Raw genomic sequence first — 24,860 nt, forward strand, 5'->3', positions numbered from 1 at the left:
GCCTCGCCTCTCTTACTCCGGAAAACATGTCTGCACGTAGTAGCCCGACTTGTGCCCCCTGGCTCGGACAAGTTTGATGCGGTACGCATTGCCGGCTTCCTTCACCGTGCCGTCCGGATAGTAGGCCTTGCCGAGGGAGTTCCTCGCCCCGAAGGTACCTCTCCATGACAGTTCCGGGTTGGGTCCCCGAAGCCAGGTACGAATCCTGTTAGCGTTGTTGGTCAGCGCGTAGTCCACGACCTGTTGGGCGGTCTGTTCGTCGATGAACAGGCTGTTCGGGACGACATATCCGAGCCTCTCCGTCTTTTCTTCGGCAAGCTCCCTCGCGCGCTGAGGAGTGACGAGGCCTGCCGTGTGCTCGTCGAGCGTGTGAGCCAGTCCGGGGAAATTCTCTGCGTCGGCCGCGAGGTCGTTGCAGTTGTGGACCAGGACCGGGCTGCCGCCCGCCACGGCGTAGAAGGTGTGCAGGCCGGAGACGGTCAGGTCGTACACGGTCCGGGGCCTCGCCTCGTGCCGGTCGAGCAGCGCGGCCACGGTGTGCACGCCGTCCGGGGTGCGCAGGGCGTTTCCGCGGCGAAGATCGGAGGCCAGGGTCCAGCCGCGGCCGGTCACGAAGAACCGGTGTCCAGGTGTGCTGGTGAGGCGGCCGCCGTCCGTCAGCGTCACGTCGACCAGGTCGACGGCGCTGTGGTGGAAGGTGCGTGTGACGGGCTCACCCCGTGTGCGTCCGGTCTCCGGGTCGGTGGCCAGCAGCAGGTCGCCGTTGCGCACGTCACGCAGCGCCTTGCGGCTGCCGTCGGCCAGGACGACCTCGGTGGTGCCGGGGAAGCTGTTGACCTTGCACGCTGTACGGGCCTCTTCCCACACCTGCACCGATCGCTCGATGTCCGCCAGCGTCTCCGCGTCCACGTCTAGCGCCTTCAGCGCCTTCAACGCGTCGGCAACGCCTTCCCCGGACCGCAGGGCCGCGTCCACGCCTCGGATCGCCTCGGCGATCTTCCCGATCGGGCCGCCGATCGGAAGCCAAGTGGCTGCCCAGGCGCAGTCGCCGAAGCTTCCGCTGCCGTCACCGTTGAGCTTGTGGTAGCAGCCTGTGAAGTCGCTCTTGATCGACTTGAAGATTCCCTTCCAGAGATCCACCGTCACGTCCCACGCGGAGACCTTGACCTTCTTGGTGAGGTCCGGGAACGTCTGCGTCTTGAGGAAGAGCGTGTCTTCGGCTGGGCAGCCGGCCTCGGTGGCAGGCACGTCCGGGTTGAGGCACAGGTAGTAACTGACCACTGCGTCGAAGTGCGCAATGAACACAAGCGTGTTGCAGTTGATGCCGTGGCACTCGTTGGGGAGGCGTTCCGGCTCGCCGTGCTGCTTGATGTCGTCGATGACGGAGAAGACCCCTCCGACACCGGTCGCCGCACCCGTCTGTACCTGCTTGTTGGCGTCCTCCCGCTCGGTGCGGTCGGCTGCATCCTGGGCTTCCTTGGCGTACTTGTCGGCGTCCTTGGCCGCCTGTTCGGCCTCGGTTGCGGCGGTGTCGGCGCGGTCGGCTGCTGCTCGGGCGTCCTTGGCGTCCTGTTCGGCCTGGGCGGCGGCGGAGCGGGCGGCTTCGGCGTCGAGTTCGGCCGCGTCTGCCGAGTCACGGGCGTCTTTGGCGTAGCCCTCGGCGTTTCCGGCCGCCCTGTCGGCGGCCGCCGCGTCGGCGGCTGCCTGCTTGTCGTACTCGACTGTCCGGGCCAGTGAAGAGGCGGCCGCGGACGCCGCCTTGGCCGCGTCGGCCGCGTAGCCCAGGGCCTCCTTGGAGTAGGTGCGGGCGTCAGCCGCGTACTCGGCGGCGTTGGCCGCGTGCTGATACGCCTCCTTGGCGTCGCCCTTGGCCTGGTCGGCGAGGTTCTTGGCGGCCTGGGCCTCGGCGGCGGCGTTCTTGGCGTGGGCGTCGGCGACGGCCTGCTGCTGCTCGGCGACCGACTTCGACGCCTGGCCGGTCAGCACGACCAGGCCGGCGGCCGAGTCGGTGTCGACGTAGGGGGAGCCGAGCTGGATCGCGTCGTTGGCCGGCTTGGCGACCTGCTTTGCCGCTTCACCGGCGTCCACGGCAGCCTGCGCGGTGACATGGGCGTAGCCCGCTGCCTTTGCCGAGGCTACGAGGGCGTTGCCGGCCTCCTTGTTGGCGGCGTCGGCCTGGGTCTTGGCGTCCTTGGCGTGCGCTTCGGCCTCATCGGCCAGCTTGACCGCTGTCTTGGCCTCGGCGGAGGCGTCCTGGGAGGCCTTGATGGCGTCCGCTACCGCGCTGGTCGCGGTCTTCACCGCCGCGTCCGCTTTCAGCTTGTCCGCCTGGGCGGCGTCCGCGTCGGAGCGGGCCCGCTTGGCGGCCGCCTCGGCGCGGGTGGCCGCGGCATCGGCGTCGGCCGCCGCCTGGGTGGCCGCGTCGGCCTCGGAACGGGCCTTGGCCGCTGCGGTTTCTGCGTCGTCGGCGGCCTTGTCCGCATCGTTCGCCGCGGAGCGGGCGGCGTCCGCCGCGTCACCAGAGTCCAGCTTGTCGGCGTAGGCGTCCTTGGCGTCGGCCTTGGCGCGCGCCGCGTCGGCCTTCTGCTCGGCGTCCCAGGCGTCGTTGCGCATGGCCTTGGCGTGGTCGCCTGCGTTGACCGCGTCGTCCCGCTTGCCCTCGGCGGTTTTCTCGGCAGCTTCCGCCTTGTCCTTGGCGTCCTTCGCCTTCGTTGCCTCGGACTCGGCGTTCTTGCGGTGCTCGGCGGCCTCGGCCCGGCTGGCGGCGGCGTTCTCCTTCTCCGCCTTGGCCGTCTTCTCCTCGGCCTCCGCCGCGAGCCGCTTGGCGTGCGCGTCGGCGGCGGCCGCCTTCGCGTCGCCCTCGGCCTTCAGCGCGTCGGAGAGCTTGGCCTCAGCCGTCTCCTTGTCCTTCTTCGCGTTGTCCCGGTGGATCTTCGCCGCGTCGGCGGCGGCCTTCGCCTGCCACTCGGCCGCCTTGGCGGCCTCCTTGCGGAACTCGGCCTTCGACTGGGCGGCTTGGGCCAGGGCGCGCTGCGTGATGGTCTGGGTGTCGCCGGCGGAGGCGCGGGTGGCGGCCTCGGCGGTCTCGGCGGCCTTCTCCATCGCCTGCAGTGCGGCGACTGACCCCTTGGTGACCTGGTCCTTCTGCTGACCGACCAGCAGACCACGGCCCCGGGGCGCGCCGTTGGTGTCGGCGATGGTGTAGGCGGCCTGGATGGCCGTGTCCGAGGTGGTGGCGGCCTTCTGCGCGGCGGCGAGCTGTGCCTTGACGGCGGCGAGCTGCTTCTTCGCCTCCGACTGCGCACTCGTGACGTTCGCCTTGGCCTTGTCCACGTCGGCCTTCGACGGCGCGCTGCCGGTGTGGCCCTTGGGGACGATGCGGAGCTTCTGTGCGTTGGAGCCGTTGCACGTGTTCAGCTGGGCGTCTTTGCCGTTGTCGAACGCGGCCAGGTTCAGGCACTTGTCCGTGGCGATGTTGCGCAGCTCGTCCGCGGCGCGGACGTTGAACGTCCACTGCTGTGCCTTGCTGCTGCCGCAGTCCCGGATCTGGATCTTCGTGCCGTTGGCATTGGCGCCGTTCAGCACCTCCAGGCACTTCTGCGCGTTGACGTTCAGGAGGGTGTAGTGGCCGTCGTAGACCCCCCACAGCTGCCACTTCTGGGCGCTGCTGCCGTTGCAGGTGTAGATCTGGACCGGGGTGCCGTTGGCCTTCCCGGATCCCTGGACGTCGAGGCACTTGCCGGCAGCGCCCGGCACCTGGATCTCCAGCGGGGCGTCACCGATCCAGTTGATGCCGCCCTCGGTGTAGTGGTCCAGCCAGCGGGTGGAGTAGTCCGCGATCCACGACTGGCCCAGGAGCTTGCCCAGGGCGAAGGTGCCGTCCTGCAGCGCCTTCGTGGCGGTGACGTTGGCGGCGAGGATTTGCTGTCGCTGCGTGGCCTGCGAAGCGATCTCCTGCTGCCACTCGGTGGACGCCTGGGCCACTTCCTTGCCGAGAACCCGGGTCGTGCCACGCGCACGCGGCGAAGCGGGCCTTCAGGTCCTCGACCGCGACGCGGAACTCCGGGGTGTCCGGGGCCGGAGCGGTGCGGGGGAAGCCACCTGAGGACAGGAAGATGCGGGCGTCATCGGCGAACACCCTGGGAACGAACAACTGGTTGGGCTCGACCTTGCCGGAGTTCCTCTTCCACAGCGCCCATGCCTGCTGCTCCTCCGGTGTCCCCCCAGTGGTGTACAGCTGGTCACCGATCGCGACCGCGGCAGCCTTCGTGCTGTCGTCAGCAGTGGGAGAGGGTTCGTAGAAGGGCGAGAACAGGTCGATGCCCCGGCCCCACGTCTGGTAGATCCACGGAAGCAGCCCGACCTTGTCGTAGATCTTGTTCGCTCCCTGCGGCGCGCCGGGGTACGAATCCAGGCCACTGACAGCGCTGGTCCACGCCTGTCCTTGGTCTTCGACCTTCTTCTGCCATTGGCCGCTGTTGTCCTCATCGGCATCGAAGGCCTGGTGCAGGGGGGTCCTGACGTCGTGCAGGTCCCGGTTCAGCTTCTGATGGAGCTGGTCGGACGGGAGCCCGACGGCGCCCTGAGCCAGGGCGAACAGGTTCGGTCCGCCCTTGCGCAGGGCGTCGACAGCCACGCATTGATCCCCGCGCAGCTGTTCAGCGGCCTTGGTGTCGTAGCCGTCGTAGGAATCTCCTACGAGGCTTGCATCGTCGTGGTCCGAGAGGCCAGCGAGGTCGGGTCGCACAGCAAGTCCGACTACGACCGCAACTGCGGTCAGCAGAAGGATGATTCGGGCAAGTAATCCTGAACGGCCTGGCGTTGGTATGAGCGATCTTCCTGGTCGGGAAGGCAACGGAGCATCACTTTCTTCAGAGTGTGTATGCGCCGGTTGATCGGCCGATGCTCCCCAGAGCAGTGAATTGCAAGAACTCTCACGAAGACTCAGAAGCGCAGATCCCTGGCCGGGCTCACGCACGCGGATGGCCGGTGCGACGGCATGGCGATGCAACCCCTCCCCGTGAGCGACGGCGTTCCCCCGGTCGCTGACTGGTGTGCGCGTACGGAGTGGTCAGGCTCCGCCGGTGCACGCCGACACTCTAGGCACACACACGTGTACTCGTACGGGTGTTCACTTTCGTGTGGCGGACTGATGGCGTGAACCCTTCGGCAGGTCAGCCTGTTGGAAGGTGGTGCTCACTCGCAGGCTGTCTGTGTTTTTCCTGTGAGACTTCTGTGCGTTCGAACGACTGGCGGGGGTGCGATAGGTGATCACAGATGACTGATTTTCGATCCCGATGTGTTCGCGCTGCCGGGTCTGAGGGCTGATCACCGCCCAGGTTCGGCCAGCTCGCACCAGACCGTCTTGCGGTCCGCTCCCTGATCCACGCCCCAACGCTGGGAGAGCTGGCCGACCAGGGCCAGGCCGCGGCCGGACTCGGCCGTGTCGGTGGGGGGCACGAGGACGGGCAGGGTGCGCGGGTCGGGGTCGGTGACCTCGACGCGGGTGTGGCCGTGGGGTGTGGCGGTGACGCGGACCGTCACCGGGGCGCCCTCGCCGAGGTGGTCGATGACGTTCGTCAGTAACTCCGTTGCACACAGGCGGACTTCGAAGTCGTGGGTGCGAAGGTGGTGGCGGAGTTCCGGTACGGCCTTCGGTGTGGCGAGCAGGTTGAGTTCGAAGGTCATTGCCCGGCTGCCGTCTTCCGGAGGGCGGTGGCCAGTGCCTGGGCAGTTGCGGTGTTGCAGTTCCCGAGTGCGATGAGGCCGGCGGGCGGGGTGTACGTACCGGCGAAGCTCGGGAGGTCCACGCGCAGGGAGGGCAGCGTGATGCCGTGCAGGGCGAGGACGGTGCGGAGTTCCTCGACGCAGAGGGTCACGTCATAGGCCGTGGGGGAGTGGTCGGGCATAGGCTGCGTCTTCCTCTTTCTGTGCGTTGCGTGACGAACGCCTCACAGAATGTCGTTGGGATTCGCTACGGTGAAAGGGGTTTCGCGTTCGCGACCGGGACAGCGGAAGGTGAACGATGGCAAGGCGCAAGGACATCGACGGCTCGATGAGCGTCCCGACCTTCTACGGCAAGGAGTTGCGGTGGAAGCGGGAGGCGGCGGGGATGTCGTTGGAGGCGTTCCTTGAGGGCAGCTTCTACGGCAAGACGTACCTCAGTGACATCGAGCGTGGGGAACGGAGGATGCCGATCGATCTGGCTCGGCATGCGGACCGGGTGCTCAACACCGATGGGTTCTTCGAGCGGCACTGCGAGGATGTGCGGAAGGCGCGCAGGGCTGGGCATGCCGCCTACTTCGAGAGGGTCCTGGAAGCGGAGAAGCACGCCACGGCCATCGAGGAGTGGTGCCCGATGCTCTTCCCGGGGCTACTTCAAACTCCGGCCTACGCGCGGGCCGTTGTCCTCGCCGGTCTTCCGTTGTCCGCCAACGCTGAGGTGGAACAAAAGGTCAGCGCCAGAATGGCGCGCGCTGACCTCTTCGAAGCGGACCATCGCACTCCGGAGTACTGGGTGATCCTGCACGAGTCACTGATCCTCGATCCGCTCCTGGCCGCCCGAGATATGGCCGAGCAGCTCGACCGGGTCGTGGAGTTGGTCGAGCGCCGCCGGATCGTTTCGCAGGTTCTTCCGCGGAAGTGCGTAGCGCACCCGTTCATGACCGGCTCGGCCATGATCATGACCTTCCCCGACGCCCCGCCGCTGTTCTACACGGAGGCGCTGCACAGCGGCGACACCATCGACGATATTGCGCTCGTACAGGAGTACCGCCGGTCGTACGATCGGCTCAGGGCCGTCGCGCTGTCACCAGAGGCGTCCCTGGCCATGATCAAGACATCGGCAGAGGACTACCGAAATGGCAAGCAACCGGGTCGACTTGAGTGACGCGCTCTGGCTCAAGAGCAGCTACAGCAACGCGAGCGGCGGCAACTGCCTAGAAGTCGCCCACAACATCCCCGGACTCGTCCCCGTCCGCGACTCCAAGACCCTCCAAGCTCCCGCCCTAATCCTCAGCGCCACCGCCTGGGCCCCCTTCGTAGCCTCGCTCAAGAGGTGAACTAGGGCCCAGGGGCCGTCACCCTCACCCCTCCGGGATGTCGAACCGCTCAAGGTCCCGCAGCCACGCCCGCGCGTTGCCGTCCGACGGTGCACGCCAGTCACCACGCGGCGACAGCGAACCCCCCGCCGAGACCTTCGGCCCGTTCGGCATGGCCGATCGCTTGAACTGCGCGAACCCGAAGAAGCGGCGGCAGAAGACCTCCAGCCAGCGCCGGATCTCCGGCAGGTCGTACGCCACCCGCTTGGCCTCCGGGAAGCCCGGCGGCCAGGCACCGCCCTCCGCGTCGTGCCAGGCGTGCCACGCCAGGAAGGCGATCTTCGACGGCCGGAAGCCGTAGCGCAGGACGTGGAACAGCGTGAAGTCGTGCAGCGCGTACGGCCCGATCTTCGACTCCGTCGACTGCATCTCCTCGCCCGGCACCAGCTCCGGACTGATCTCCGTGTCGAGGATCGCGGCGAGCGTCTTGCCGGTCTCCTCGCCGAACTGGCCGCTGCTGATGACCCAGCGGATCAGATGCTGGATCAGCGTCTTCGGCACGCCCGAGTTGACGTTGTAGTGGCTCATCTGGTCGCCCACGCCGTACGTGGACCAGCCGAGGGCGAGTTCCGACAGGTCGCCGGTGCCGAGGACGATGCCGCCGCGCTGGTTGGCCAGCCGGAAGAGATAGTCCGTGCGCAGACCCGCCTGCACGTTTTCGAAGGTGACGTCGTACACCGGCTCGCCGGAGGCGAACGGATGGCCCATCTCCTGCAGCATCAGCCGTGCGGTCGGCGTGATGTCCAGCTCGGCCGCGGTGACGCCGAGCGAGTTCATCAGCTTGTGGGCGTTGTCCTTGGTGTGGTCGCTGGTGGCGAAGCCGGGCAGCGTCCAGGCCAGGATGTCGCTGCGCGGTCGGCCCGCGCGGTCCATCGCGCGGGCGGCGACGATCAGCGCGTGCGTGGAGTCCAGGCCGCCGGACACCCCGATGACCACCTTCGGGCCGCCGATCGCCGCGAGGCGCTGCTGGAGGCCCTCGACCTGGATGTTGTACGCCTCGTAGCAGTCCTGGGCGAGACGGTCGGCGTCGGCCGGCACGAACGGGAAGCGTTCCAGGCGGCGGCGCAGCCCCAGGTCGGTGAGCGGCGGGTCGAGTTCGAAGCCGACCGTCCGGAAATCACCGGTCCGCGCCTGGTGCGTGCGGCGGTTGTCGTCGAACGTGCCCGTCCGCTGCCGTTCCTGCCGCAGCAGGTCGAGGTCCACGTCGGCCACCGCGTACTCGTCGCCGAGCGGGAACCGCTCGGTCTCGGCCAGCAGCGCGCCGTTCTCGTAGATCATGGTCTGTCCGTCCCAGGACAGGTCGGTGGTCGACTCGCCGAGGCCGGCCGCCGCGTAGACGTACGCGGCGATGCAGCGGGAGGACGCCGAGCGGCACAGCAGCTTGCGGTCCTCGGCCCGCCCGACCGTGATCGGGCTGCCCGAGAGATTGACGAGGACGGTCGCACCAGCGAGGGCCGCCTCCGCGCTGGGCGGCACCGGCACCCACATGTCCTCGCAGATCTCGGCATGGAGCACGAGACCGGGAACGTCCTCCGCCGCGAACAGCAGATCCACGCCGAACGGCACGGTCTCGCCGCCGAACCGGATCGACCCGCCGCGCTCGTCGGCGCCGTCGCCGATCTGCCGGCGCTCGTAGAACTCCCGGTAGTTCGGCGGGTACGACTTGGGGACCACGCCGAGGATCCGGCCGCGGTGCACGATCACCGCGCAGTTGTAGATCCGGTTGCGGTGGCGCAGCGGGGCACCGACGACCAGCACCGGCAGTTGGTCCGCCGACCCGGCCACCACCTCCCGGAGCGCCTCCTCGACCTGGTCGAGCAGCGCGTCCTGCAGGAGCAGGTCCTCGATCGAGTAGCCGCACAGCACCATCTCCGGGAAGACGGCGACGGCGACCCCCTCCTCGGCGCACCGGCGTGCGTGGCGCAGGACCGCTTGGGCGTTGGCCTGCGGGTCCGCGATGACGGTGTGACCCGTGCACGCGGCGACGCGTGCGAAGCCATGCTGATAGATCGACCAGAAGTTCAACGGAGGCACTGGCCCAGTGTAATCGTCAGAGCGACGCAATGGGGGGCGCGGGGTGTTGAATACCCCACGCCCCCCTGCGGCGCCTACCGCGTCAGCGGATCGGCGTCAGCCGATCAGTGACGGCGGTACGACTGGACGTAGCCGCCCGCGGGCGAGCCCACGCCGGTGACGTCGTCGTAGCCCTTCACCGCGGACAGCGAGCTGTCCTTGCCGAGGCTGCGGACCGAGGTCGCGAGGCCACCGGAGGCGTCGAGGCCGTTCACGAAGTCGATACGGGCCACCGCCAGGCCGGAGCCGGTCGGGTTGTCCGTGACGTCGTGGAACACGCCCTTCTTGCCGTACTTGGCGTAGATCGCCGGGTTGGCGAAGCCGAGCGCCTTGCCGCCGTGCGCCTCCTGGGCCAGGGCCTGGACCGCGGCGATCACCGGGGCGGCCAGCGAGGTGCCGCCGATGCGGTACTCGCTGTACTGCTGGGTGCCGTCCGGGAAGGTCTGGGTCTGGCCGACCAGGAAGCCGGTGTTCGGGTCGGCGATGGCCGCGATGTCCGGGACGACGCGGTTGCCGTCGGCGCTGTTGGCCTTGGCGAGCGAGTCCGGGACGACGCCCTTCTGGTAGTACGGCTGCGCCACCGTCTTGCTGGTGCCGCCGCCCGCGCCCGAGGTGAACGCGCCGGGGAAGTTCGTCCAGCTCTTGCCGTCGGCCGACAGGGTCGCCTTCTGGGTGCCCCAGCCGGTCTCCCACTGGTACGCGTCGCCCTTGCCGACGGCCAGCGACGTACCGCCGACCGCGGTCACCCACGCCGAGTTGGCCGGGGTGTCGACCTGCTTCGTACCGGTGTTGGCGACCTCGTCGCCGTTGTCACCGGAGGAGAAGTAGAAGCCGATGCCCTGGACCGCGCCCAGCTGGAAGACCTGGTCGTAGGCGGCCGCGAGGTCCGGCGTCTGGCTGGCCTCGATGTCGCCCCAGGAGTTGGAGACGATGTCGGCCAGGTGGTTGTCGACGACCTTGCTGAGCGAGTCCAGCAGGTCGTCGTCGTAGCAGGACGCGGCGCCCACGTAGGTGACGTCGGCGGCCGGCGCGACGGCGTGCACGGCCTCGACGTCGAGGGTCTCCTCGCCGTACCAGCCGGCCGCGCCGCACTCCTTGGTCTTCGTGTAGTTCTTCGGCAGCGACTGGTGCAGCTGGCCGGTCTTCCAGGCCGCGTCACCGTTCTTCAGCGCGTACTTGCCCGCGTCGAAGGCGATGGTCGGCGAGGCGTACGCGTCGGTGATCGCGATGCGCACGTCCTTGCCGGTGTAGTCGCCCGCGCCGTAGGCGGCACGCAGCTGCTTGCCGGTGTAGCCCTTGATCGCGTACGGGATCTTCTGGCCGTACGCGTCCGGCAGCGAGGTCGCGATGTTCGAGCCGAAGTACGAGGAGAACGGCCCGGAGTTCTTGAACACGGCGTCCGGCGGCGGCAGCTGGTCGTCGTGGGTCGACTTGTGCGGCGCGCTGTCCAGACCGGTGACGGTCAGTACGGCGCCCTGCAGACCGGCCGGCACCGAGGCGGTCTTCACCGGGGCGCGGTAGGTCTTCGACCCCTTGGTGAAGTCGTGCAGCTGGGTGCCGAACGCCTTCTCGGCGGCGGCGACGTCACCGGAGACGGCGACGTAGTGCGAGGTGACCTCGGTGACCTGGAGCCCGGCGGCCTTCAGCCAGGACTTGACCGCGGCCACCTGGGCCTTGGTCGCCCCGAAGCGGGCCTGCGCCTTCTTGGCGCTCAGGTACTTGGCGTAGTGCGGCGAGCTGGGGTCGGACACGGCCTTGGCGTAGGCGGCGAGTCCGGCCCGGTCCCGGCCGGCCAGGTACACACGGGCCTTGACCTGGGCGTTGTCGGCGGTGGCACCCTTGTCCGCCTTGGCCGTGGCCCACGCGGGCTTGGTGCCCGCCAGTGCGTCACGGGCCGGGGTGTCCGCGGCGTGCGCCGCGGATATACCGAACGCCAGCGCTCCGGCGATCATCGGCAGTGTCGCTGCCATGCTCACGCCGGCGCGCACCTTGGCGCGGTTGGATCTCATAGAACCCCCTGCGATGCGGTTCGCATGCATGTAGTGGTCGGTACGTCGTGGATCCGCACACCGGCCCGCGGCGGCGTCGGCCCGCGAAGGGATCACACGATGGGGGCCACTCTTTCGATGAACCGTTCATGCCAGGGGAACGCAAAGGTCAAGAGAAGCTCAAGGAACCGTCATCCAGGGTGATTTGATGCTTTCGTCCGTGTTGTGGCTTACGAACGGGGTTGTGCGCCCCGTTCCTTGAGCATGCCGGCCATCAGCTCGATCTCCGACTGCTGCGCGTCGACCATGCCCTGCGCGAGCCGCTTCTCCACCCCGACGGTGCACTTGGCCACACACCCCTCGGCCATGTGGATGCCGCCCTTGTGATGGTCCGTCATCAGCTGGAGATAGAGGATCTCCGCCTGCTTCCCGCTCAGCGACTGGAGCTTCTTCAGGTCGGTGTTGGTCGCCATGCCCGGCATCAGCGCGCCGTCCTTGCCGGAGGCCATGTCGCCCATGCCCATCCAGGTCATCGGCGGATCGGCCGACACCTTCGGCAGCTCCCACAGATCCAGCCAGCCCAGCAGCATCCCGCGCTGGTTGGCCTGCGTCTGCGCGATGTCGTACGCGAGGCGCCGTACCTCCTCGTTCTTCGTGCGGTCCCGCACGATGTACGACATCTCGACGGCCTGCTGGTGATGGACGGCCATGTCCCGCGCGAACCCGGCGTCGGCGGACTCGGCCGTGGGCGTCTTCGGGGCCGATCCGCCGTCCTCGGCGACCGCGTACGTGATCGCCCCGGCGGCGACGAGCACCGCTGCCACGGCGCCCGTCACCCAGCCGATGTGCTGCCGCCTCACTTCATGACCCCGCCGGTGCACGAGGCGCCCGGCTCGGGGGTCTGGGCGCCCTGCACGTAGGAGGCGAAGAACTTGTTCACCTCCGGATCACTGGCGCTCTTCACGGCCACCTGGTGGCCCCAGGCCGACAGGATCAGCGGGGCGTCCTGGTTCTCGTACGGGCTCATCAGCGAGTACGGCGTCTTCTTCACCTTGGCCGCGAGCGCGTCGACGTCGGCCTTCTGCGCCTTGCCGGTGTACGTCACCCAGACCGCGCCGTGCTCCAGCGCGTGCACGGCGTTCTCGTCCTGCACCGGCTTGGTGTAGACGTCGCCGTTGCAGTTGAGCCACACCGGGTTGTGGTTGCCGCCGACCGGCGGGTGCATCGGGTACGACACCTTGTTCGTCACGTGCGTCCGCGCCAGCTTTCCGGACCAGGTCTTCACCCCGTCCTTGCCGGTGGTGAAGTGCCCGGAGTCCCCGGAGCCCTTGGCGTCGCCGCTCGAGACCGTGTCGTTCTTGCCGGACTTGTCCGACTGCGAGTTCACGAGGACCACACCGCCGACGACGAGACCACCGACGACCACCACGCTGGCGGCGATGGTGAGCGCCCGGTTGCGACGCTCCCGGGCACGCTCGGCGCGCCGCAACTCCTCGATGCGCGCCTTGCGCGCAGCGCTGCTGCTGTTCTTGGCGGAACCCATGAGGTGTCCTTCTTGGGGGAAACGGACGTGGATGGTGGGGCTCGCTGATCGTAGTGCGCAAGGAGTGCCTGTCCGTAGGGAGGGCACGGCAACCGGATAATTTGAACCCCGGATGCGCATTACCTACCCTCGCGGTATGCGGTTGCTGCGCTCCACCGACCTGGCCCTGCGAGTCCTCATGCGGCTCGCCGTCGCCGACGACACCAGTCCCACGACCCGCCAGGTCGCGTCGGACATGGACGTGCCGTACACGCACGCCGCGAAGGTCGTGGCGGAACTCCAGCACCTGGGCCTGGTCGACGCCCGCCGCGGCAGGGGCGGCGGCCTCGCCCTCACCGAACGGGGTCGTACGGCGTCCGTGGGTACGGTCGTCCGTACTTTCGAGGGGGACGGTGACGTCGTCGACTGCGAGGGCGGTACGACCCCCTGCCCCCTGAACTCCGCCTGCCGTCTGCGGGGCGCCCTGCGCCGGGCCCAGGAGGCGTTCTTCGCGACGCTGGACCCGGTGACGGTGGGGGACATGGTGGCGGAACCGACGGGGCCCCTGCTGCTGGGCATCTCCAGGGGACCGCGGGGCGACTGAAGGGCCGCCGTTTGGCCGGAACGGCCGTTGATCACCGGTAGAGGCCTCCGGAAGGCTGGGACCTCCGCATGGATCGACAACGGGGGTACGTATGAAGATCCTGATCTCCGGCGCGAGTGTCGCCGGTCCTGCCCTGGCCTGGTTCCTGCACCGCGACGGTCACGAGGTGACCGTCGTCGAGCGGGCCCCGGCCCTGCGCGACAGCGGCTACGCCGTCGACTTCCGGGGACCGGCCTTCGAGGTGCTGGAGGAACTGGGCATCCTGGAGGAGGTCCGCGCGCACGCCACCGGAATGACGGGCACCGACCTCCTGGACGCCGACGGCGACCGCATAGGCGAGCTGCCGCCCGAGACCTTCGCCGGTGAGCTGGAGGTCCCCAAGCGCGAGGTGACCCGCATCCTCCACGAGCACACGGCTCGGACGGTGCGCTACGTCTTCGACGACTCGATCAACCGCATCGAACAGGACGCGACCGGTGTCCGGGTCGGCTTCGAGCGGTCTGCCCCGGACACGTACGACCTGGTGGTCGGGGCCGACGGCATCTACTCCGTGGTGCGCCGTCTGGTCTTCGCCCCGCACTCCGAGGTGATCCGCCACCTCGGCCTCTCGGGCGCCGGCTTCAGCACGGCCAACCACCTCGGCCTGGACCACCGGGGAGCGCTGTGGCAGACCCCGGGCCGCGCGGTCTACCTGTTCAGTGCGGCGGACCGGGACCGGATGTCCGTCAGCCTGTCCTTCGCCAGCGACTCCCCGGCGCTGGACCTGCTGGACCGCGCGGAACAGGAGCGCATCACCCGGGACCGGATGGCCGGCGCGGGCTGGCTGCTGCCCCGCCTGCTGGAGGACATGTCCGCCGCCACCGACTTCTACTTCTCCTCGGCCTGCCAGGTGCACCTGGACCGCTGGTCCGAGGGCCGCGTGGTCCTGGTGGGCGACGCGGGCCACTGCGCCGCCCCGACCTCCGGCATGGGCACCTCCCAGGCCCTGATCGGCGCGCACACCCTCGCCCGCCACCTCGCCGCCTCCGGCGACCACACCAAGGCCTTCGCGTCCTACGAGCAGGAACTGCGCCCGTACGTGACCGAGAACCAGGAGATCGGCCGGGAGGGGGCGCGGCGCTTCGGGGCCTGAGAACCCTGCGGCCACCGCCACGCACGGCCTGCGTGGCGGTGGCCCGGGTCGTCCCTCAGCCCTGGGCGAGCCAGAGGTCCGGCCCGAACACCTCGTAGTGGATGTCCGCCGGGGCCACGCCCTGCTCGATCAGCTGGGAGCGCACCGCGCGCATGAAGGGCAGCGGACCGCACAGGTACGCGCGCGTGCCGGGGTGCACGGTGACGTCGGTGAGGTCGACCAGGCCGGTGCGGGTGCCGGGCTCGGCCTCACGCTCGTAGAAGAAGTGCGTGGACGCCTCAGGGAGCTTGGCGGCGTACGCCTCGTGGTCGGTGCGCAGGGCGTGGTCGGCGGGGGAGCGGTCGCCGTGCACGACCGTGACCGGGGCGCCGTGTCCGTCGGCCGCCAGTGCGGCGAGCATCGCGACCATCGGGGTCACGCCGATGCCCGCGGAGGCGAGCAGGAGCGGCCGGCCGGCACTGTCCCCGAGCACGAGGTCGCCGTACGGCTCGGAGAGGTCGAGGACGTCGCCCTCGCGCACGCGCGCGTGAAGGTGGTTCGACACCTCGCCGTCGGGCGTCGCGTCGTCGCCCTGCACCCGCTTGACGCTGAACTGGCGGAGCGTCTCGCCGGGCGCGCCGGACAGGCTGTACTGCCGTATCTGCCGGGCCCCGTCGGCCAGCTCGACCTGGACGGAGACGTACTGGCCGGCGCGGAAGTCGCGCACCGGGCCGCCGTCGACGGGCCGCAGCCGGAAGGTGACGACGTCCGCGGTCTCCTCGACGCGCTCGACGACCTCCCACGGCCGCTGCCGCGTGCTGTCGCTCTCCTCGTACAGCCGCTTCTCCATGGCGATGAGCGCGTTCGCCATCAGCCAGTACACCTCGTCCCAGGCGGCGGCGACCTCGGGCGTGACGGCCTCGCCCAGGACCTCGACGATGGCGGCGAAGAGGTGCTCGTGGACCACCGGGTACTGCTCGGGGGCCACGCCCAGCGAGGCGTGCTTGTGGGCGATCCGGCTCAGCAGGGCGTCCGGCCGCCGGTCCGGGTGCTCCAGCAGGTGGGTGGCGAAGGCGGCGATGGAGCCGGCGAGGGCCTGCTTCTGGAGGCCGGCGGCCTGGTTGCCGCGGTTGAAGAGGTCGCGCAGCAGTTCGGGGTGGGCGGCGAAGAGCCGGGCGTAGAAGCGCTCGGTGATCTCGCCGATGGCCGCGCCGACGGCGGGAAGGCTGGCGCGGACGGTGACTGCGGACTGCTCGGACAGCATCGTGACTCCTCACGGCTCGACTGCTCGGCTCGACGGATCGGCTCTGCTGATCGGCACGCTATGAAAACTTGCATCTGAGATGCAAATTAAAGAGATGTGGCCTCGCTCACCAGGGAGGAGGACCGGCCATTACGGATGTCGGCGAGAGAAGGCAAGATGGGCGGCAGAGCAGTACACCTGCCGTACGACAGGCGTTCAGGCCTGGGACGCCAGGGTGATCAAGGTCCGCAACGCGCTCGAAACGGTGTTGTGGTGAGATGCACCCAGGCGGCCTGACCAGCAAGGATGGGGAAGCGGAAGATGGACAAGCAGCAGGAGTTCGTGCTCCGGACCTTGGAGGAGCGCGACATCCGGTTCGTACGCCTGTGGTTCACGGACGTGCTGGGCTTCCTGAAGTCCGTCGCCGTGGCCCCGGCCGAGCTGGAACAGGCCTTCGACGAGGGCATCGGCTTCGACGGCTCCGCCATCGAGGGCTTCGCCCGGGTCTACGAGTCCGACATGATCGCCAAGCCGGACCCCTCCACGTTCCAGGTCCTGCCGTGGCGTGCGGAGACGCCGGGCACGGCCCGCATGTTCTGCGACATCCTCATGCCGGACGGCTCCCCGTCCTTCGCGGACCCGCGCTACGTGCTCAAGCGCGCCCTGGCCCGCACCTCCGACCTGGGCTTCACCTTCTACACCCACCCCGAGATCGAGTTCTTCCTGCTGAAGGACCGCCCGCTGGACGGCACCCGTCCCACCCCGGCCGACAACTCGGGCTACTTCGACCACACCCCGACCAACGTCGGCATGGACTTCCGCCGCCAGGCGATCACCATGCTGGAGTCGATGGGCATCTCGGTCGAGTTCTCCCACCACGAGGGTGCCCCCGGTCAGCAGGAGATCGACCTGCGCTACGCCGACGCGCTCTCCACGGCGGACAACATCATGACGTTCCGCCTGGTCATGAAGCAGGTGGCCCTGGAGCAGGGGGTCCACGCGACCTTCATGCCGAAGCCTTTCTCCGAGCACCCCGGCAGCGGCATGCACACGCACCTCTCCCTCTTCGAGGGCGACCGGAACGCGTTCTACGAGTCCGGCTCGGAGTACCAGCTCTCCAAGGTCGGCCGCTCCTTCATCGCGGGCCTGCTCAAGCACGCGGCGGAGATCTCCGCGGTCACCAACCAGTGGGTGAACTCCTACAAGCGCATCTGGGGCGGCTCCGAGCGCACGGCCGGCGCCGGCGGCGAGGCCCCCTCCTACATCTGCTGGGGTCACAACAACCGCTCGGCCCTGGTCCGCGTCCCGATGTACAAGCCCGGCAAGACCGGCTCCGCGCGCGTGGAGGTCCGCTCCCTGGACTCCGGCGCCAACCCGTACCTGGCGTACGCCCTGCTGCTGGCCGCCGGCCTCAAGGGCATCGAGGAGGGCTACGAGCTCCCGCCGGGCGCCGAGGACGACGTCTGGGCCCTCTCGGACGCCGAGCGCCGCGCCATGGGCATCGAACCCCTCCCGCAGAACCTCGGCGAGGCCCTGACCCTCATGGAGCGCAGCGACCTGGTCGCCGAGACCCTTGGCGAGCACGTCTTCGACTTCTTCCTGCGCAACAAGCGTTCGGAGTGGGAGGAGTACCGGTCCGAGGTGACCGCGTTCGAGCTGCGGAAGAATCTGCCGGTGCTGTAGGGGCAGGTCGGAGCGGGTTTCCGGCGAAACGATCCCGTGGGGCCGACGGTCGTGGACCGTCGGCCCCATCGCGTCTCACTAGCCTTGGGCCGTCTGTGGGCCGTCCGGCGCCGGATCGGTGCCCTCGTACAGGCCGTCGACGGCCTTCCGGGCTCGTGCGTCACTACTCGGCATGAGATGTGTGTAGACCCGGAGCGTGAACCCCGGATCGTTGTGTCCGAGGTAGTTGCTCAGAGCCTTGACGTTCTCGCCGGCGTCCAGCAGAACCGAGGCGTAGAAGTGCCTGAGCGCGTGCATGCCGTGTTCGCGGGCAGCCTGGTGACGCTCGCCCGGCCTCGGCTGGGGGATCGCTCCAGCCGCGACAAGAGCAGGTTTCCATGCCCGGTCGTTGAAGTCGGTACGGCGAACCGCACCCGCGCCGTTGAGACCGGTGAACAGCAGCCGCTTCGTGACGAGCGGGCCGTCCACCCGCAGCCAGGGCAGGGTGATCTCTACCGGGGGAAACGCCTCCATGTGCTGCTTGAGGACGTGCGCCACGCGGTCGGGCAAGGGGACGTCGCGGACCTTGTTCCGCTTCGGTGGGGCGAACACGAGACCCTCTTTCGTCACCTTGACCTGGTTCACGATGTGTAGCCATCCGGAGTCGAAGCCGATTTCATCGACGGGCAACCCGAAGATCTCGCCTTGCCGGAGTCCGCATCCGCCTCCGAGGTCGACCGTTGCGCGGTATCGCTCCAGGAGTGCGGTCCGTACGGCGAAGACGCGCTCTGCGCTCCACGGCACAACGCGACCAGTTCCCGCAGCGGGCGGACGCACCGATTGCGCGTGGCACGGATTCTTCGGCAGGTGGCCGTCGTCGACGGCCGCGTTGAGGACCGTCGACACGTTGTTGTAGATCACGCGTCGGTACGACGACGCAGGGACGGCCCGTTCCAGTTCGCTGAGCCAATCCCGGATGTGTTCCGGCTTGAAGGAGCCGAGAGGCCGCGGGCCCAGATAAGGGATCGCGTGGCCGCGAATCGCGGACTCCACTGACTCTCGCGTGGTCATGTCGGTGGTCTGCGTGTTCAGCCACTTCTCGGCGTACTGCCGGAACGTCACTCGGCTGGCGGCAGGGTCCACGTACTGCCCCCGAGACATGTCCGCCTCGATGTGGGCGAGCCACTGATCGGCCAGTCGCTTCTGTCCGTCGGGGAACGACTTGCTCTTCTCGGTCCCGTCCGGACCGATGTAGCGGGCGCGGTATCGCAGGCCCTTGCCGTACCGGTCGGTGCGTACCCGGACGGTCTTGCCGTTGGCGTCGGTCTCGGTCTTGTACCAGCGGTCTTGGATGTGGCCAGCCATGTAAGGCGTAGCCCCTTCTGGGCATGGGAAGGGGAGGGCCACGGTGTGACCCTCCCCGGGGAGTTGGGTGGTGCGATGGGTGGCTGCGTCAGGCCGCGTCGGTGCTGGCGTCCTTTTGGCGGATGACGTAGGCGTGCACGTCGGCGGGGTCGTAGCGCACGTGCTTGCCGACGCGGAAGCCGGGCGGCCCGATGCGCTTCTTGCGCCACTGGTAGACGGTTTCTTTGGGCACCTCGAAGATCTCGGCGATGTCGTCGGGGGTGAGGTACCGGTCCGGGAGACCTCCCCGGAGGATGGCGCGGGGGTCGGGGTCTGTCGGCTTTGCCAAAGGGACTCCAAGTGGGGAGGGCATGGCCGCGTCTGTCCTAGGTGCGGGATTCTGCGTCATCGCGTCACGCACGTCATTTGTGGCTCTGACCTGCTGCTATGCGGTGACGCGGGTCGCTCGGGGCGTGTCGCAGGGCGGGGCGGGGCTCTGTCAGTCGTGACGCGGGTGACGCGAGATGACGCAGGTGTCGGCCGTCTGCGTCACCGATCTAGCCACAGGTCAGGGGCCGTTTCCTGGTCCGTGGTGACGCGGGTGACGCAGCGTCTCTTCTCTTAGGAAAAAGAGAAGGGGTGGTGTCTGTGGTGGTGCGGCGCGGCCAGCGAGTCGTTCGTCCGGGTCCCCCGCGAGTTGCTCACCCGCTTCACGCCCCGCGACAACGCAGCGCAGGACAAGGAGTAGACCGCGTGCCCGACCTGATCCCGTTCGACGAGATCACCCACCTGTTCACCGAGTTCGAGCACACCGCCTGGCGGCTGGAGACCCAACGCGGCTATGCCACCGACCGCGTGAGCCCCAACTGGGCCCGGTGGAAGGCGGGCGAGGAATTCGCGAACGATCCGCTGGACGCCTGGCGGCAGAACATCGCCGCCCAGACCGCCGCCGGGAAACGCTTCGAGCGGGTGCGCCTGGTCGACGACCCACCCACCGAGGGACAGCAGTTCCTGCTCGCCCGCGCACCGAGCAACGAGGCCGCGGGCGAGGACATCCGCAACCTGTGGCGCGCCGACGCCGTCCGGCTCGGCCTGCCGGAGTACGACTTCTGGCTGTTCGACTCCCGCACGGTCGTGAAGTTCGTCATCGACGAGGATGGCGTGACCCTCGGGGTGGAGGTCCATGAGGAGCCTGCGACCGTCGTCCGCGCCTGCCAAGCCCGGGACGCAGCCTGGCACTTCGCCGTCCCTACCAGGCAGTTCCAAGCCCAGGTACCGTCTGCCGGGTGAGCACCGATTACCAGTCCGGCCGCGAGGCCCTCGGTGGGCGGCTGCGTGAGCTGCGCACCGAGGCCGGCCTGCAGAGCAAGGACCTCGCTGAACGGCTGGGCTGGCAGCGGTCGAAGGTGTCCCGGCTGGAGAACGGCAAGCAGACCGCCACGGCCGCCGACCTAGAAGCGTGGGCGCTCGCCCTGGATGCTCCCGGCGAGCTGGCCGACCTACACAGCCGACTGCGCGGGCTGGAGTCTCAGCAGCGCTCCTGGCGCCGCCAGCTCGCCACCGGGCACCGCGCCGTGCAAGACCGGTACGTCGCCGAGTACCGGTGCACAGCGACCGTCCGCGGCTACGAGGCCACCGTCATCCCGGGCCTCTTCCAGACCCCGGACTATGCGCGGCACCTGCTCATCCTGAACGCCGAGCTGATGCAGTCGCCCCGTGACACCGACGAGGCCGTGAACGCCCGCATGCGACGCCAAGAGGTGCTGTACGAGGGCGACAAGCTGTTCCGTGTCCTGGTGTGGGAGGGCGCGCTGCACGCCCTCGTTGGACCGGCCGAGGTGATGGCCGGCCAGCTCGATCGGCTCATCGGCCTGATCGGGCTACCGCAGATCGAGCTGGGCATCGTGCCGTTCGGCGCCCGGTTGAAGCTCTCCCCGAAGCACGGTTTCTGGATTTTCGATGAGGCGCGCGTGGTCGTCGAGACCATCAACACCGAGTTCACGCTGGAGACCACGGAGGACGTCGCCCTGTATGGCAGGGTGTGGGACCGGCTCGAAGAGTCCGCCGTTCAAGGTCAGCAGGCGCGCCGTCTGATCGGCCGGGCAACGGCCTCGCTCGACCTCGGTTGAGCAACCGGCCTCAACTCGGGAGCAGGACGCGCAATCTGGCGCAATCGGCGCGCTCGTCCGCAACGGCGCTACGTACCGTCCAGACATGGCGACACACGTTCCCCTGGCGCCGGTGCGCGCGGGGCAGGAGTGGCTTCTCTCCTGCGCACCGGATCCCGTAGCGACGCAGCAGGCGTGGGATGCGCAGCAGCTCGCCGCGATCCCCGCCGGCCCTCACTGGCAGGTCGCCGAGGCCACGCTGGCGCGATCCCTCGAAGCGATCCGGCGACTGGGCTCCAACCCCCACGGCCCGGTGCTCGCCGACATCCCCCGCGGCCTGGCCTGGTGGCTGCTCCCGCCCGGCCTCACGGACGAACTCGACGACGTCGCCGGCCTCACCGTGCACCCGACCGGCTGGACCCTCAACTGCCCGCCCGTCGTGCACTCCCTCAGCGGCAGGTGGTGGCTGGCGCTCCCGGACGGCACGGGCCAGCTCACCGACCCGACGCTTCTCGCGGCCGCGTTCGGCCCGGGCGGCTATCGACCCGAAGCGGAGGCACAGGCATGAGCACCGCCACTCAGTCAGGGGCGCTGGCCCAGCTCGGCCTGCCCGCCCCCGACGTGCTGACGGCCACCCAACTGCGAGGCGCGCACTGCGTGTGGTGTGCGGCTGAACTCCACGGCGACACCGCCGTAGACCTTGAGCCCCGACACGACAGCATCCAGGGCGTACCCGGCCGCTGGTACCCCCGAGGCTGGCGCCGCTCACCCTCAAGCCGCTGCTGGCGCTGGTGCGCACCCACCCGGGCGGGTGCGAGCAGTGCACGGACGACGCCTCCCTCTGCGAAACCCGCCGCGCCCTGCGCGCCCTGGCCCTGGAGCTACGCCGATGACCCCCGAAGAAGACCGAGGCCGCTACGGAGCAGGCGTCGCGGGCAGCAGGCCGGGCCGCTGGGTACTGCTGGGAGCCGTACAAGGGCGGCACGGCGCGGTGCACCAGGGCACCGCACGAGGACCGCAGGCATGTCGATCACTACACCGGCCGGAAGTCCATCACGGACGTGAAGGGCATCGAGTGGACGTCCTGAGCTGAACTCCGCTCCCCGCGCACGTGCGGGCAGCGAGCAAGACTCCAGCGTGCCCCCGACGGCGAATTGGGGGGGGGAGGGAACGGCGCTGGAGAGGCGGCCGCCTCGTCACCCCCGTCGAGGCGGCCGCTCCACTAGCCTCCCTGCCGAAAGGAGGCCGCATGTCCGAGTGGATCGACCCGCGGTACGCGGAGCTGGTGGCCGCGTGGAAACGCGCCCGGCAGCCCGATTCCCCGGAGCCACAAGCCGCGGCGAGCGTTCATCGTCCCGTCCAAGAGCTGAACAGCGCGCAGCCCTGGCGGCGGACTGCCGGCGCGGCCGGTGGTGCGTTCGGGTGACGCAAGGGTGTGGTGAATCGATTCTGCGTAGACCGGATGCCACGGTGAATCACCACCATCCGGCACAGACACACGGCGTCCAATGGGCCTCAACTCGGCTGGTGCCGGTACTTGGAGGCGCCCGCCCCGGTTTCTCCCCCCGTCCCCGGGGGTGGCGCACAGAGCCCCCGGCCAGGTCTGCACCAGCCGGGGGCTCGTCCGCATCCAGCGTTACTGGGGGCGGATGTTCTCCGCCTGCGGGCCCTTCTGGCCCTGCGTGATGTCGAACTCGACCTTCTGGCCCTCCTGAAGCTCACGGAAGCCCTGGGTGGCGATGTTCGAGTAGTGGGCGAAGACGTCGGGGCCGCCGCCTTCCTGCTCGATGAAGCCGAAGCCCTTTTCCGCGTTGAACCACTTCACAGTGCCCTTGGCCATGCCTGTCTCCTTCGATAGGACTCGTATCGGGTCCCGCACCGTGCGGGATCCGGAGGTGATCGCCCTGGTCCGGAGAGGCGTTAAACAGCAAAAACGCCCGCGATTGCGATCACGGGCGAACGGGACTTCGGAACCACGACTGCTGATCAGGAACGCTACACCGGCCGATGGCACTCAGCCACAAAGAACCACGACGGCACGCGACCCCGTGGGACGACCGGCCGCCACTGACAGCGGTCTCCCAAGTGCGCCTCACCTGCTACTGGGTGAGGCTGAGGCTATGGCTGAGCGTCGTGAAATCGTGGAACCGCCCGGGGCGGGCGGTGGCCGGTATGTCCGGGTCGACGGTGAGTTCCTCGGTAAGGCGTACAGCCTGCACGACCTGTCGGTGTTCCTTCAGCGCGCGGGGTTGGAGGACGTGGATGAGGTGGATGTGATGGACCATCCGCTGATCGAGTGGCATGGCGGCGGCCCGGAGGTGTGGGAGCGCTGAGCACCCTCTCGGCGGAACAGCGTGTGCGTACGCCTCTGCGCGACGCTGAGGCGCTCAGGATGTGCAGTGCGTTCCCCTAGAACGGCGCCGGGCCCGTCCCGTCGATGCGGATGGAGCCGGTCACGCCGTTCACAGCAGTCCAATCAGCCGTGAAGGTGGCCTCGCTGCCATCAGGAAAGCGCAAGGCGAGCCGGTCGCTGTTTTCAAGCAGGATGTACAGGTCGGCCTGCGGGTTGTCTGGCGCCAGGGTGCCGAACCACTTCTCGGACGGCTGGGTGTAGGGCTTTCGAAGCTTGGCCTGGACCGGGATCTGAGTGGATCCGGCGATGACGACCGCGTCATCGCTGTATACATGGGCTGCCATGCCCCCCATTTTGGGGCTTACAGGACCAGTTGCCTGGATTGACCAAGGCAAAGTGCCTGGATGATCGGCAACGTAGCCCGAGCGCACGAAGCCCCGCCGTCCCGGTCGTGGCCGAGCCGGGTTTGCGGGGCGCTGCACGGCGTGGCACGGCGGCGCTGTACGCGGCCGCCGTGGACGCTGCCGCTCTCCGAACTCGGCGAGACGGCCGGCGCACCCGTCCGCGCAAGCCGCGGAAGGGCACCGAGACGTGTGCCAAGCGCGTGCAGCAGCGGCTCGATCACCGCTTACAACTCGTTGTCGACTTCCCACGGCTTCGGCCGCGCCACCCCGTACCCCCGGATCATCGGTCCCGGAGTGATCCAACGACCTCGAAGATCATTTCGTTAGGAGTTCTAAAGCGGGTGTCAGTCCACCTGGCCCGGCTCGAACGGGCTGGCCCCCTCCGCAACGGGCCGGTGCTGCGGGTCTACAGCGGGCCGGTCGGCGCAGGCGGAGTGATCGTAGGGCAGCCTTCAGCGCGCCCGCACCGATGTTTCCAGGGAGCGAAGAGCGGCACTGGTGCGTCTCCCTCTCCACCAGCCCGGCAAGATGCGAACGAGAGCACCGCGCGCAGTGAGCGGGAGCGTGCCTTGGAGAAATCCTGGAGATGATCTTGCGTCGAGACCTCTGAGGCGCCGACGGAGACCAACGCTCCCCAACACCCTGACCTGCATATTTTATCTGGAGAACAGGTAGGCGATCTTCCAGGGCCTAATTCGGGACGAAGGGGCTGCGGGTTCAAGCACGTGAGAGCGGGGCCAGCGAGACGTCTTGGGCGACGGTCTCAGTTGCAGTCTCAGTTCCTGCTCATTCCGGGAGCGTCCACCTTCGTCCATCGGTACCAGGGATGCCCCCTGATCTCGTAAGAGACGGCATGCGCGGACGCCCATGGATACTCCCGGACCAAGATCGCACAACTCGTAATGCGTAGGTAGCAGGGCGCCTGAGGGGGTCCACGGCCAGCCTGCGGCCAAAGCATAGGGCGGCTGGCCTGTGAGAGCGGCGAGTGGCCAGGTCACAGACTTAGTCAGCGACGGCTCGCGGGAGGTCTTGAAAAACGTGAGGACGTGAAAGCGTCTCCGTGAGCTCGGATCGCACCGACTCCGCAGATTATAGACGTGCTGGTCAGAAGGGGTGTCTCTCGCTGAGAGGCACCCCTTCTGCATCGGGTCTGTCTCACCTTGATCCGGCTCCGTCACGTTGTGGATCAGCGTATGTGGACCAGGCGTGGACCGGATGCCGGGCCGCGGGCAGGGCAGGCACAGGTCTCCCGGTGATCACAGCGTCGTCACCAGGGCCTGCGCCTGTTCTACTACCGAGGTACCCCAACGCGCCTGCCTGCGCGAGCTCTTAGAAGATCTCCACAGAT

General features: G+C 68.7%; 24 protein-coding genes. 11 read left to right on the forward strand and 13 right to left on the reverse strand.

The features are described from left to right. Positions 1 to 12: 12 nt before the first annotated feature. Positions 13 to 3,984 carry an RICIN domain-containing protein gene (locus ACIRVH_RS19000; protein ID WP_403954421.1) on the reverse strand — a complete coding sequence of 1,324 codons (3,972 nt, stop codon included), beginning with the start codon at positions 3,982 to 3,984 and terminating at the stop codon, positions 13 to 15. A 460-nt stretch (positions 3,985 to 4,444) separates the two neighbouring features. On the opposite strand from ACIRVH_RS19000, the gene ACIRVH_RS19005 reads away from it, so the two are divergent. After that, positions 4,445 to 4,804: a hypothetical protein gene (locus ACIRVH_RS19005; protein WP_403954423.1), complete on the forward strand. Its 360-nt coding sequence runs from the start codon at positions 4,445 to 4,447 to the stop codon at positions 4,802 to 4,804. A gap of 524 nt (positions 4,805 to 5,328) precedes the next feature. Here the strand turns inward: ACIRVH_RS19005 and ACIRVH_RS19010 are convergent. Together ACIRVH_RS19010 and ACIRVH_RS19015 are read right to left on the reverse strand one after the other, a co-directional pair. Then, positions 5,329 to 5,688 (reverse strand): ATP-binding protein, encoded by a 360-nt coding sequence (locus tag ACIRVH_RS19010; protein WP_403954426.1) that lies wholly within the window; start codon positions 5,686 to 5,688, stop codon positions 5,329 to 5,331. Further along, positions 5,685 to 5,909, reverse strand: a complete 225-nt coding sequence (locus ACIRVH_RS19015; protein ID WP_403954428.1) for a hypothetical protein — start codon at positions 5,907 to 5,909, stop codon at positions 5,685 to 5,687. Before ACIRVH_RS19015 ends, ACIRVH_RS19010 begins: the two co-directional genes overlap by 4 nt. A gap of 116 nt (positions 5,910 to 6,025) precedes the next feature. Here ACIRVH_RS19015 and ACIRVH_RS19020 point away from each other — a divergent pair, with 116 nt between their 5' ends. Continuing rightward, positions 6,026 to 6,889: a helix-turn-helix domain-containing protein gene (locus ACIRVH_RS19020; protein ID WP_403954431.1), complete on the forward strand. Its 864-nt coding sequence runs from the start codon at positions 6,026 to 6,028 to the stop codon at positions 6,887 to 6,889. After that, complete coding sequence (locus ACIRVH_RS19025; protein ID WP_403954432.1) at positions 6,861 to 7,061, forward strand: DUF397 domain-containing protein; 201 nt, start codon at positions 6,861 to 6,863, stop codon at positions 7,059 to 7,061. Before ACIRVH_RS19020 ends, ACIRVH_RS19025 begins: the two co-directional genes overlap by 29 nt. 24 nt (positions 7,062 to 7,085) lie before the next feature. Here ACIRVH_RS19025 and ACIRVH_RS19030 read toward each other — a convergent pair whose 3' ends face one another. From ACIRVH_RS19030 to ACIRVH_RS19045, 4 genes are all read right to left on the reverse strand, one after another. Beyond that, on the reverse strand, positions 7,086 to 9,134 hold the full coding sequence (locus tag ACIRVH_RS19030) for an NAD(+) synthase (RefSeq protein ID WP_403954435.1): 2,049 nt from the start codon (positions 9,132 to 9,134) through the stop codon (positions 7,086 to 7,088). Positions 9,135 to 9,238: 104 nt separating this feature from the next. Beyond that, entirely contained in the window at positions 9,239 to 11,182 is a 1,944-nt protein-coding gene (locus tag ACIRVH_RS19035; RefSeq protein ID WP_403954438.1) for a protease pro-enzyme activation domain-containing protein, read from the reverse strand. A 209-nt stretch (positions 11,183 to 11,391) separates the two neighbouring features. After that, a complete protein-coding gene (locus ACIRVH_RS19040) occupies positions 11,392 to 12,021 on the reverse strand; it encodes a DUF305 domain-containing protein (RefSeq protein ID WP_403954441.1) in 630 nt (209 codons plus the stop codon). Then, the gene (locus ACIRVH_RS19045) at positions 12,018 to 12,704 is read right to left on the reverse strand and encodes a DUF3105 domain-containing protein (RefSeq protein ID WP_403954444.1); all 687 of its coding nucleotides are present in this window, start codon (positions 12,702 to 12,704) and stop codon (positions 12,018 to 12,020) included. The genes ACIRVH_RS19040 and ACIRVH_RS19045 overlap by 4 nt, the downstream gene beginning before the upstream one ends. Before the next feature lie 136 nt (positions 12,705 to 12,840). On the opposite strand from ACIRVH_RS19045, the gene ACIRVH_RS19050 reads away from it, so the two are divergent. Continuing rightward, the gene (locus ACIRVH_RS19050; RefSeq protein ID WP_403954447.1) at positions 12,841 to 13,287 is read left to right on the forward strand and encodes an Rrf2 family transcriptional regulator; all 447 of its coding nucleotides are present in this window, start codon (positions 12,841 to 12,843) and stop codon (positions 13,285 to 13,287) included. A 91-nt stretch (positions 13,288 to 13,378) separates the two neighbouring features. Beyond that, entirely contained in the window at positions 13,379 to 14,419 is a 1,041-nt protein-coding gene (locus ACIRVH_RS19055) for an FAD-dependent monooxygenase (protein WP_403954449.1), read from the forward strand. A 55-nt stretch (positions 14,420 to 14,474) separates the two neighbouring features. On the opposite strand, the gene ACIRVH_RS19060 is transcribed toward ACIRVH_RS19055, so the two are convergent. Then, the gene (locus ACIRVH_RS19060; RefSeq protein WP_403954452.1) at positions 14,475 to 15,662 is read right to left on the reverse strand and encodes a globin domain-containing protein; all 1,188 of its coding nucleotides are present in this window, start codon (positions 15,660 to 15,662) and stop codon (positions 14,475 to 14,477) included. Positions 15,663 to 15,962: 300 nt separating this feature from the next. On the opposite strand from ACIRVH_RS19060, the gene ACIRVH_RS19065 reads away from it, so the two are divergent. Beyond that, on the forward strand, positions 15,963 to 17,324 hold the full coding sequence (locus tag ACIRVH_RS19065; RefSeq protein WP_403954455.1) for a glutamine synthetase family protein: 1,362 nt from the start codon (positions 15,963 to 15,965) through the stop codon (positions 17,322 to 17,324). A 78-nt stretch (positions 17,325 to 17,402) separates the two neighbouring features. On the opposite strand, the gene ACIRVH_RS19070 is transcribed toward ACIRVH_RS19065, so the two are convergent. Together ACIRVH_RS19070 and ACIRVH_RS19075 are read right to left on the reverse strand one after the other, a co-directional pair. Further along, on the reverse strand, positions 17,403 to 18,668 hold the full coding sequence (locus tag ACIRVH_RS19070; protein WP_403954935.1) for a tyrosine-type recombinase/integrase: 1,266 nt from the start codon (positions 18,666 to 18,668) through the stop codon (positions 17,403 to 17,405). Positions 18,669 to 18,756: 88 nt separating this feature from the next. Then, on the reverse strand, positions 18,757 to 19,020 hold the full coding sequence (locus tag ACIRVH_RS19075; protein WP_403954458.1) for a helix-turn-helix domain-containing protein: 264 nt from the start codon (positions 19,018 to 19,020) through the stop codon (positions 18,757 to 18,759). A 380-nt stretch (positions 19,021 to 19,400) separates the two neighbouring features. Here ACIRVH_RS19075 and ACIRVH_RS19080 point away from each other — a divergent pair, with 380 nt between their 5' ends. From ACIRVH_RS19080 to ACIRVH_RS19090, 3 genes are all read left to right on the forward strand, one after another. Further along, positions 19,401 to 19,937, forward strand: a complete 537-nt coding sequence (locus tag ACIRVH_RS19080) for a DUF6879 family protein (RefSeq protein ID WP_403954461.1) — start codon at positions 19,401 to 19,403, stop codon at positions 19,935 to 19,937. Continuing rightward, complete coding sequence (locus ACIRVH_RS19085) at positions 19,934 to 20,776, forward strand: helix-turn-helix domain-containing protein (protein WP_403954464.1); 843 nt, start codon at positions 19,934 to 19,936, stop codon at positions 20,774 to 20,776. The genes ACIRVH_RS19080 and ACIRVH_RS19085 overlap by 4 nt, the downstream gene beginning before the upstream one ends. An 85-nt stretch (positions 20,777 to 20,861) precedes the next feature. Next, on the forward strand, positions 20,862 to 21,323 hold the full coding sequence (locus ACIRVH_RS19090) for a hypothetical protein (RefSeq protein ID WP_403954468.1): 462 nt from the start codon (positions 20,862 to 20,864) through the stop codon (positions 21,321 to 21,323). A 14-nt stretch (positions 21,324 to 21,337) separates the two neighbouring features. Here ACIRVH_RS19090 and ACIRVH_RS19095 read toward each other — a convergent pair whose 3' ends face one another. Continuing rightward, a complete protein-coding gene (locus ACIRVH_RS19095; RefSeq protein WP_403954471.1) occupies positions 21,338 to 21,469 on the reverse strand; it encodes a hypothetical protein in 132 nt (43 codons plus the stop codon). A gap of 535 nt (positions 21,470 to 22,004) precedes the next feature. Between ACIRVH_RS19095 and ACIRVH_RS19100 the strand changes: the two genes are divergently transcribed. Next, a complete protein-coding gene (locus ACIRVH_RS19100) occupies positions 22,005 to 22,181 on the forward strand; it encodes a hypothetical protein (RefSeq protein WP_403954474.1) in 177 nt (58 codons plus the stop codon). 210 nt (positions 22,182 to 22,391) lie between these two features. On the opposite strand, the gene ACIRVH_RS19105 is transcribed toward ACIRVH_RS19100, so the two are convergent. Beyond that, positions 22,392 to 22,595, reverse strand: a complete 204-nt coding sequence (locus ACIRVH_RS19105) for a cold-shock protein (protein ID WP_403954478.1) — start codon at positions 22,593 to 22,595, stop codon at positions 22,392 to 22,394. A 280-nt stretch (positions 22,596 to 22,875) separates the two neighbouring features. On the opposite strand from ACIRVH_RS19105, the gene ACIRVH_RS19110 reads away from it, so the two are divergent. Continuing rightward, entirely contained in the window at positions 22,876 to 23,088 is a 213-nt protein-coding gene (locus ACIRVH_RS19110; RefSeq protein WP_403954481.1) for a hypothetical protein, read from the forward strand. Between the two features lie 76 nt (positions 23,089 to 23,164). Here the strand turns inward: ACIRVH_RS19110 and ACIRVH_RS19115 are convergent, their stop codons facing one another. Beyond that, the gene (locus tag ACIRVH_RS19115) at positions 23,165 to 23,452 is read right to left on the reverse strand and encodes a hypothetical protein (RefSeq protein ID WP_403954483.1); all 288 of its coding nucleotides are present in this window, start codon (positions 23,450 to 23,452) and stop codon (positions 23,165 to 23,167) included. Positions 23,453 to 24,860 lie beyond the last annotated feature (1,408 nt).

The sequence above is a fragment of the Streptomyces sp. NPDC101165 genome, from assembly GCF_044768135.1.
In the GTDB taxonomy this organism is placed as follows: Bacteria; Actinomycetota; Actinomycetes; order Streptomycetales; family Streptomycetaceae; genus Streptomyces.

What these genes read in the sequence shown, in the direction of transcription:
- ACIRVH_RS19010 (WP_403954426.1), bottom strand. Translation starts at nt 5,688, where the DNA reads ATGACCTTCGAACTCAACCTGCTCGCCACACCGAAGGCCGTACCGGAA.
- ACIRVH_RS19015 (WP_403954428.1), bottom strand. Translation starts at nt 5,909, where the DNA reads ATGCCCGACCACTCCCCCACGGCCTATGACGTGACCCTCTGCGTCGAG.
- ACIRVH_RS19020 (WP_403954431.1), top strand. Translation starts at nt 6,026, where the DNA reads ATGGCAAGGCGCAAGGACATCGACGGCTCGATGAGCGTCCCGACCTTC.
- ACIRVH_RS19025 (WP_403954432.1), top strand. Translation starts at nt 6,861, where the DNA reads ATGGCAAGCAACCGGGTCGACTTGAGTGACGCGCTCTGGCTCAAGAGC.
- ACIRVH_RS19035 (WP_403954438.1), bottom strand. Translation starts at nt 11,182, where the DNA reads ATGAGATCCAACCGCGCCAAGGTGCGCGCCGGCGTGAGCATGGCAGCG.
- ACIRVH_RS19045 (WP_403954444.1), bottom strand. Translation starts at nt 12,704, where the DNA reads ATGGGTTCCGCCAAGAACAGCAGCAGCGCTGCGCGCAAGGCGCGCATC.
- ACIRVH_RS19050 (WP_403954447.1), top strand. Translation starts at nt 12,841, where the DNA reads ATGCGGTTGCTGCGCTCCACCGACCTGGCCCTGCGAGTCCTCATGCGG.
- ACIRVH_RS19055 (WP_403954449.1), top strand. Translation starts at nt 13,379, where the DNA reads ATGAAGATCCTGATCTCCGGCGCGAGTGTCGCCGGTCCTGCCCTGGCC.
- ACIRVH_RS19060 (WP_403954452.1), bottom strand. Translation starts at nt 15,662, where the DNA reads ATGCTGTCCGAGCAGTCCGCAGTCACCGTCCGCGCCAGCCTTCCCGCC.
- ACIRVH_RS19065 (WP_403954455.1), top strand. Translation starts at nt 15,963, where the DNA reads ATGGACAAGCAGCAGGAGTTCGTGCTCCGGACCTTGGAGGAGCGCGAC.
- ACIRVH_RS19070 (WP_403954935.1), bottom strand. Translation starts at nt 18,668, where the DNA reads ATGGCTGGCCACATCCAAGACCGCTGGTACAAGACCGAGACCGACGCC.
- ACIRVH_RS19075 (WP_403954458.1), bottom strand. Translation starts at nt 19,020, where the DNA reads ATGCCCTCCCCACTTGGAGTCCCTTTGGCAAAGCCGACAGACCCCGAC.
- ACIRVH_RS19090 (WP_403954468.1), top strand. Translation starts at nt 20,862, where the DNA reads ATGGCGACACACGTTCCCCTGGCGCCGGTGCGCGCGGGGCAGGAGTGG.
- ACIRVH_RS19100 (WP_403954474.1), top strand. Translation starts at nt 22,005, where the DNA reads ATGTCCGAGTGGATCGACCCGCGGTACGCGGAGCTGGTGGCCGCGTGG.
- ACIRVH_RS19105 (WP_403954478.1), bottom strand. Translation starts at nt 22,595, where the DNA reads ATGGCCAAGGGCACTGTGAAGTGGTTCAACGCGGAAAAGGGCTTCGGC.
- ACIRVH_RS19110 (WP_403954481.1), top strand. Translation starts at nt 22,876, where the DNA reads ATGGCTGAGCGTCGTGAAATCGTGGAACCGCCCGGGGCGGGCGGTGGC.
- ACIRVH_RS19115 (WP_403954483.1), bottom strand. Translation starts at nt 23,452, where the DNA reads ATGGCAGCCCATGTATACAGCGATGACGCGGTCGTCATCGCCGGATCC.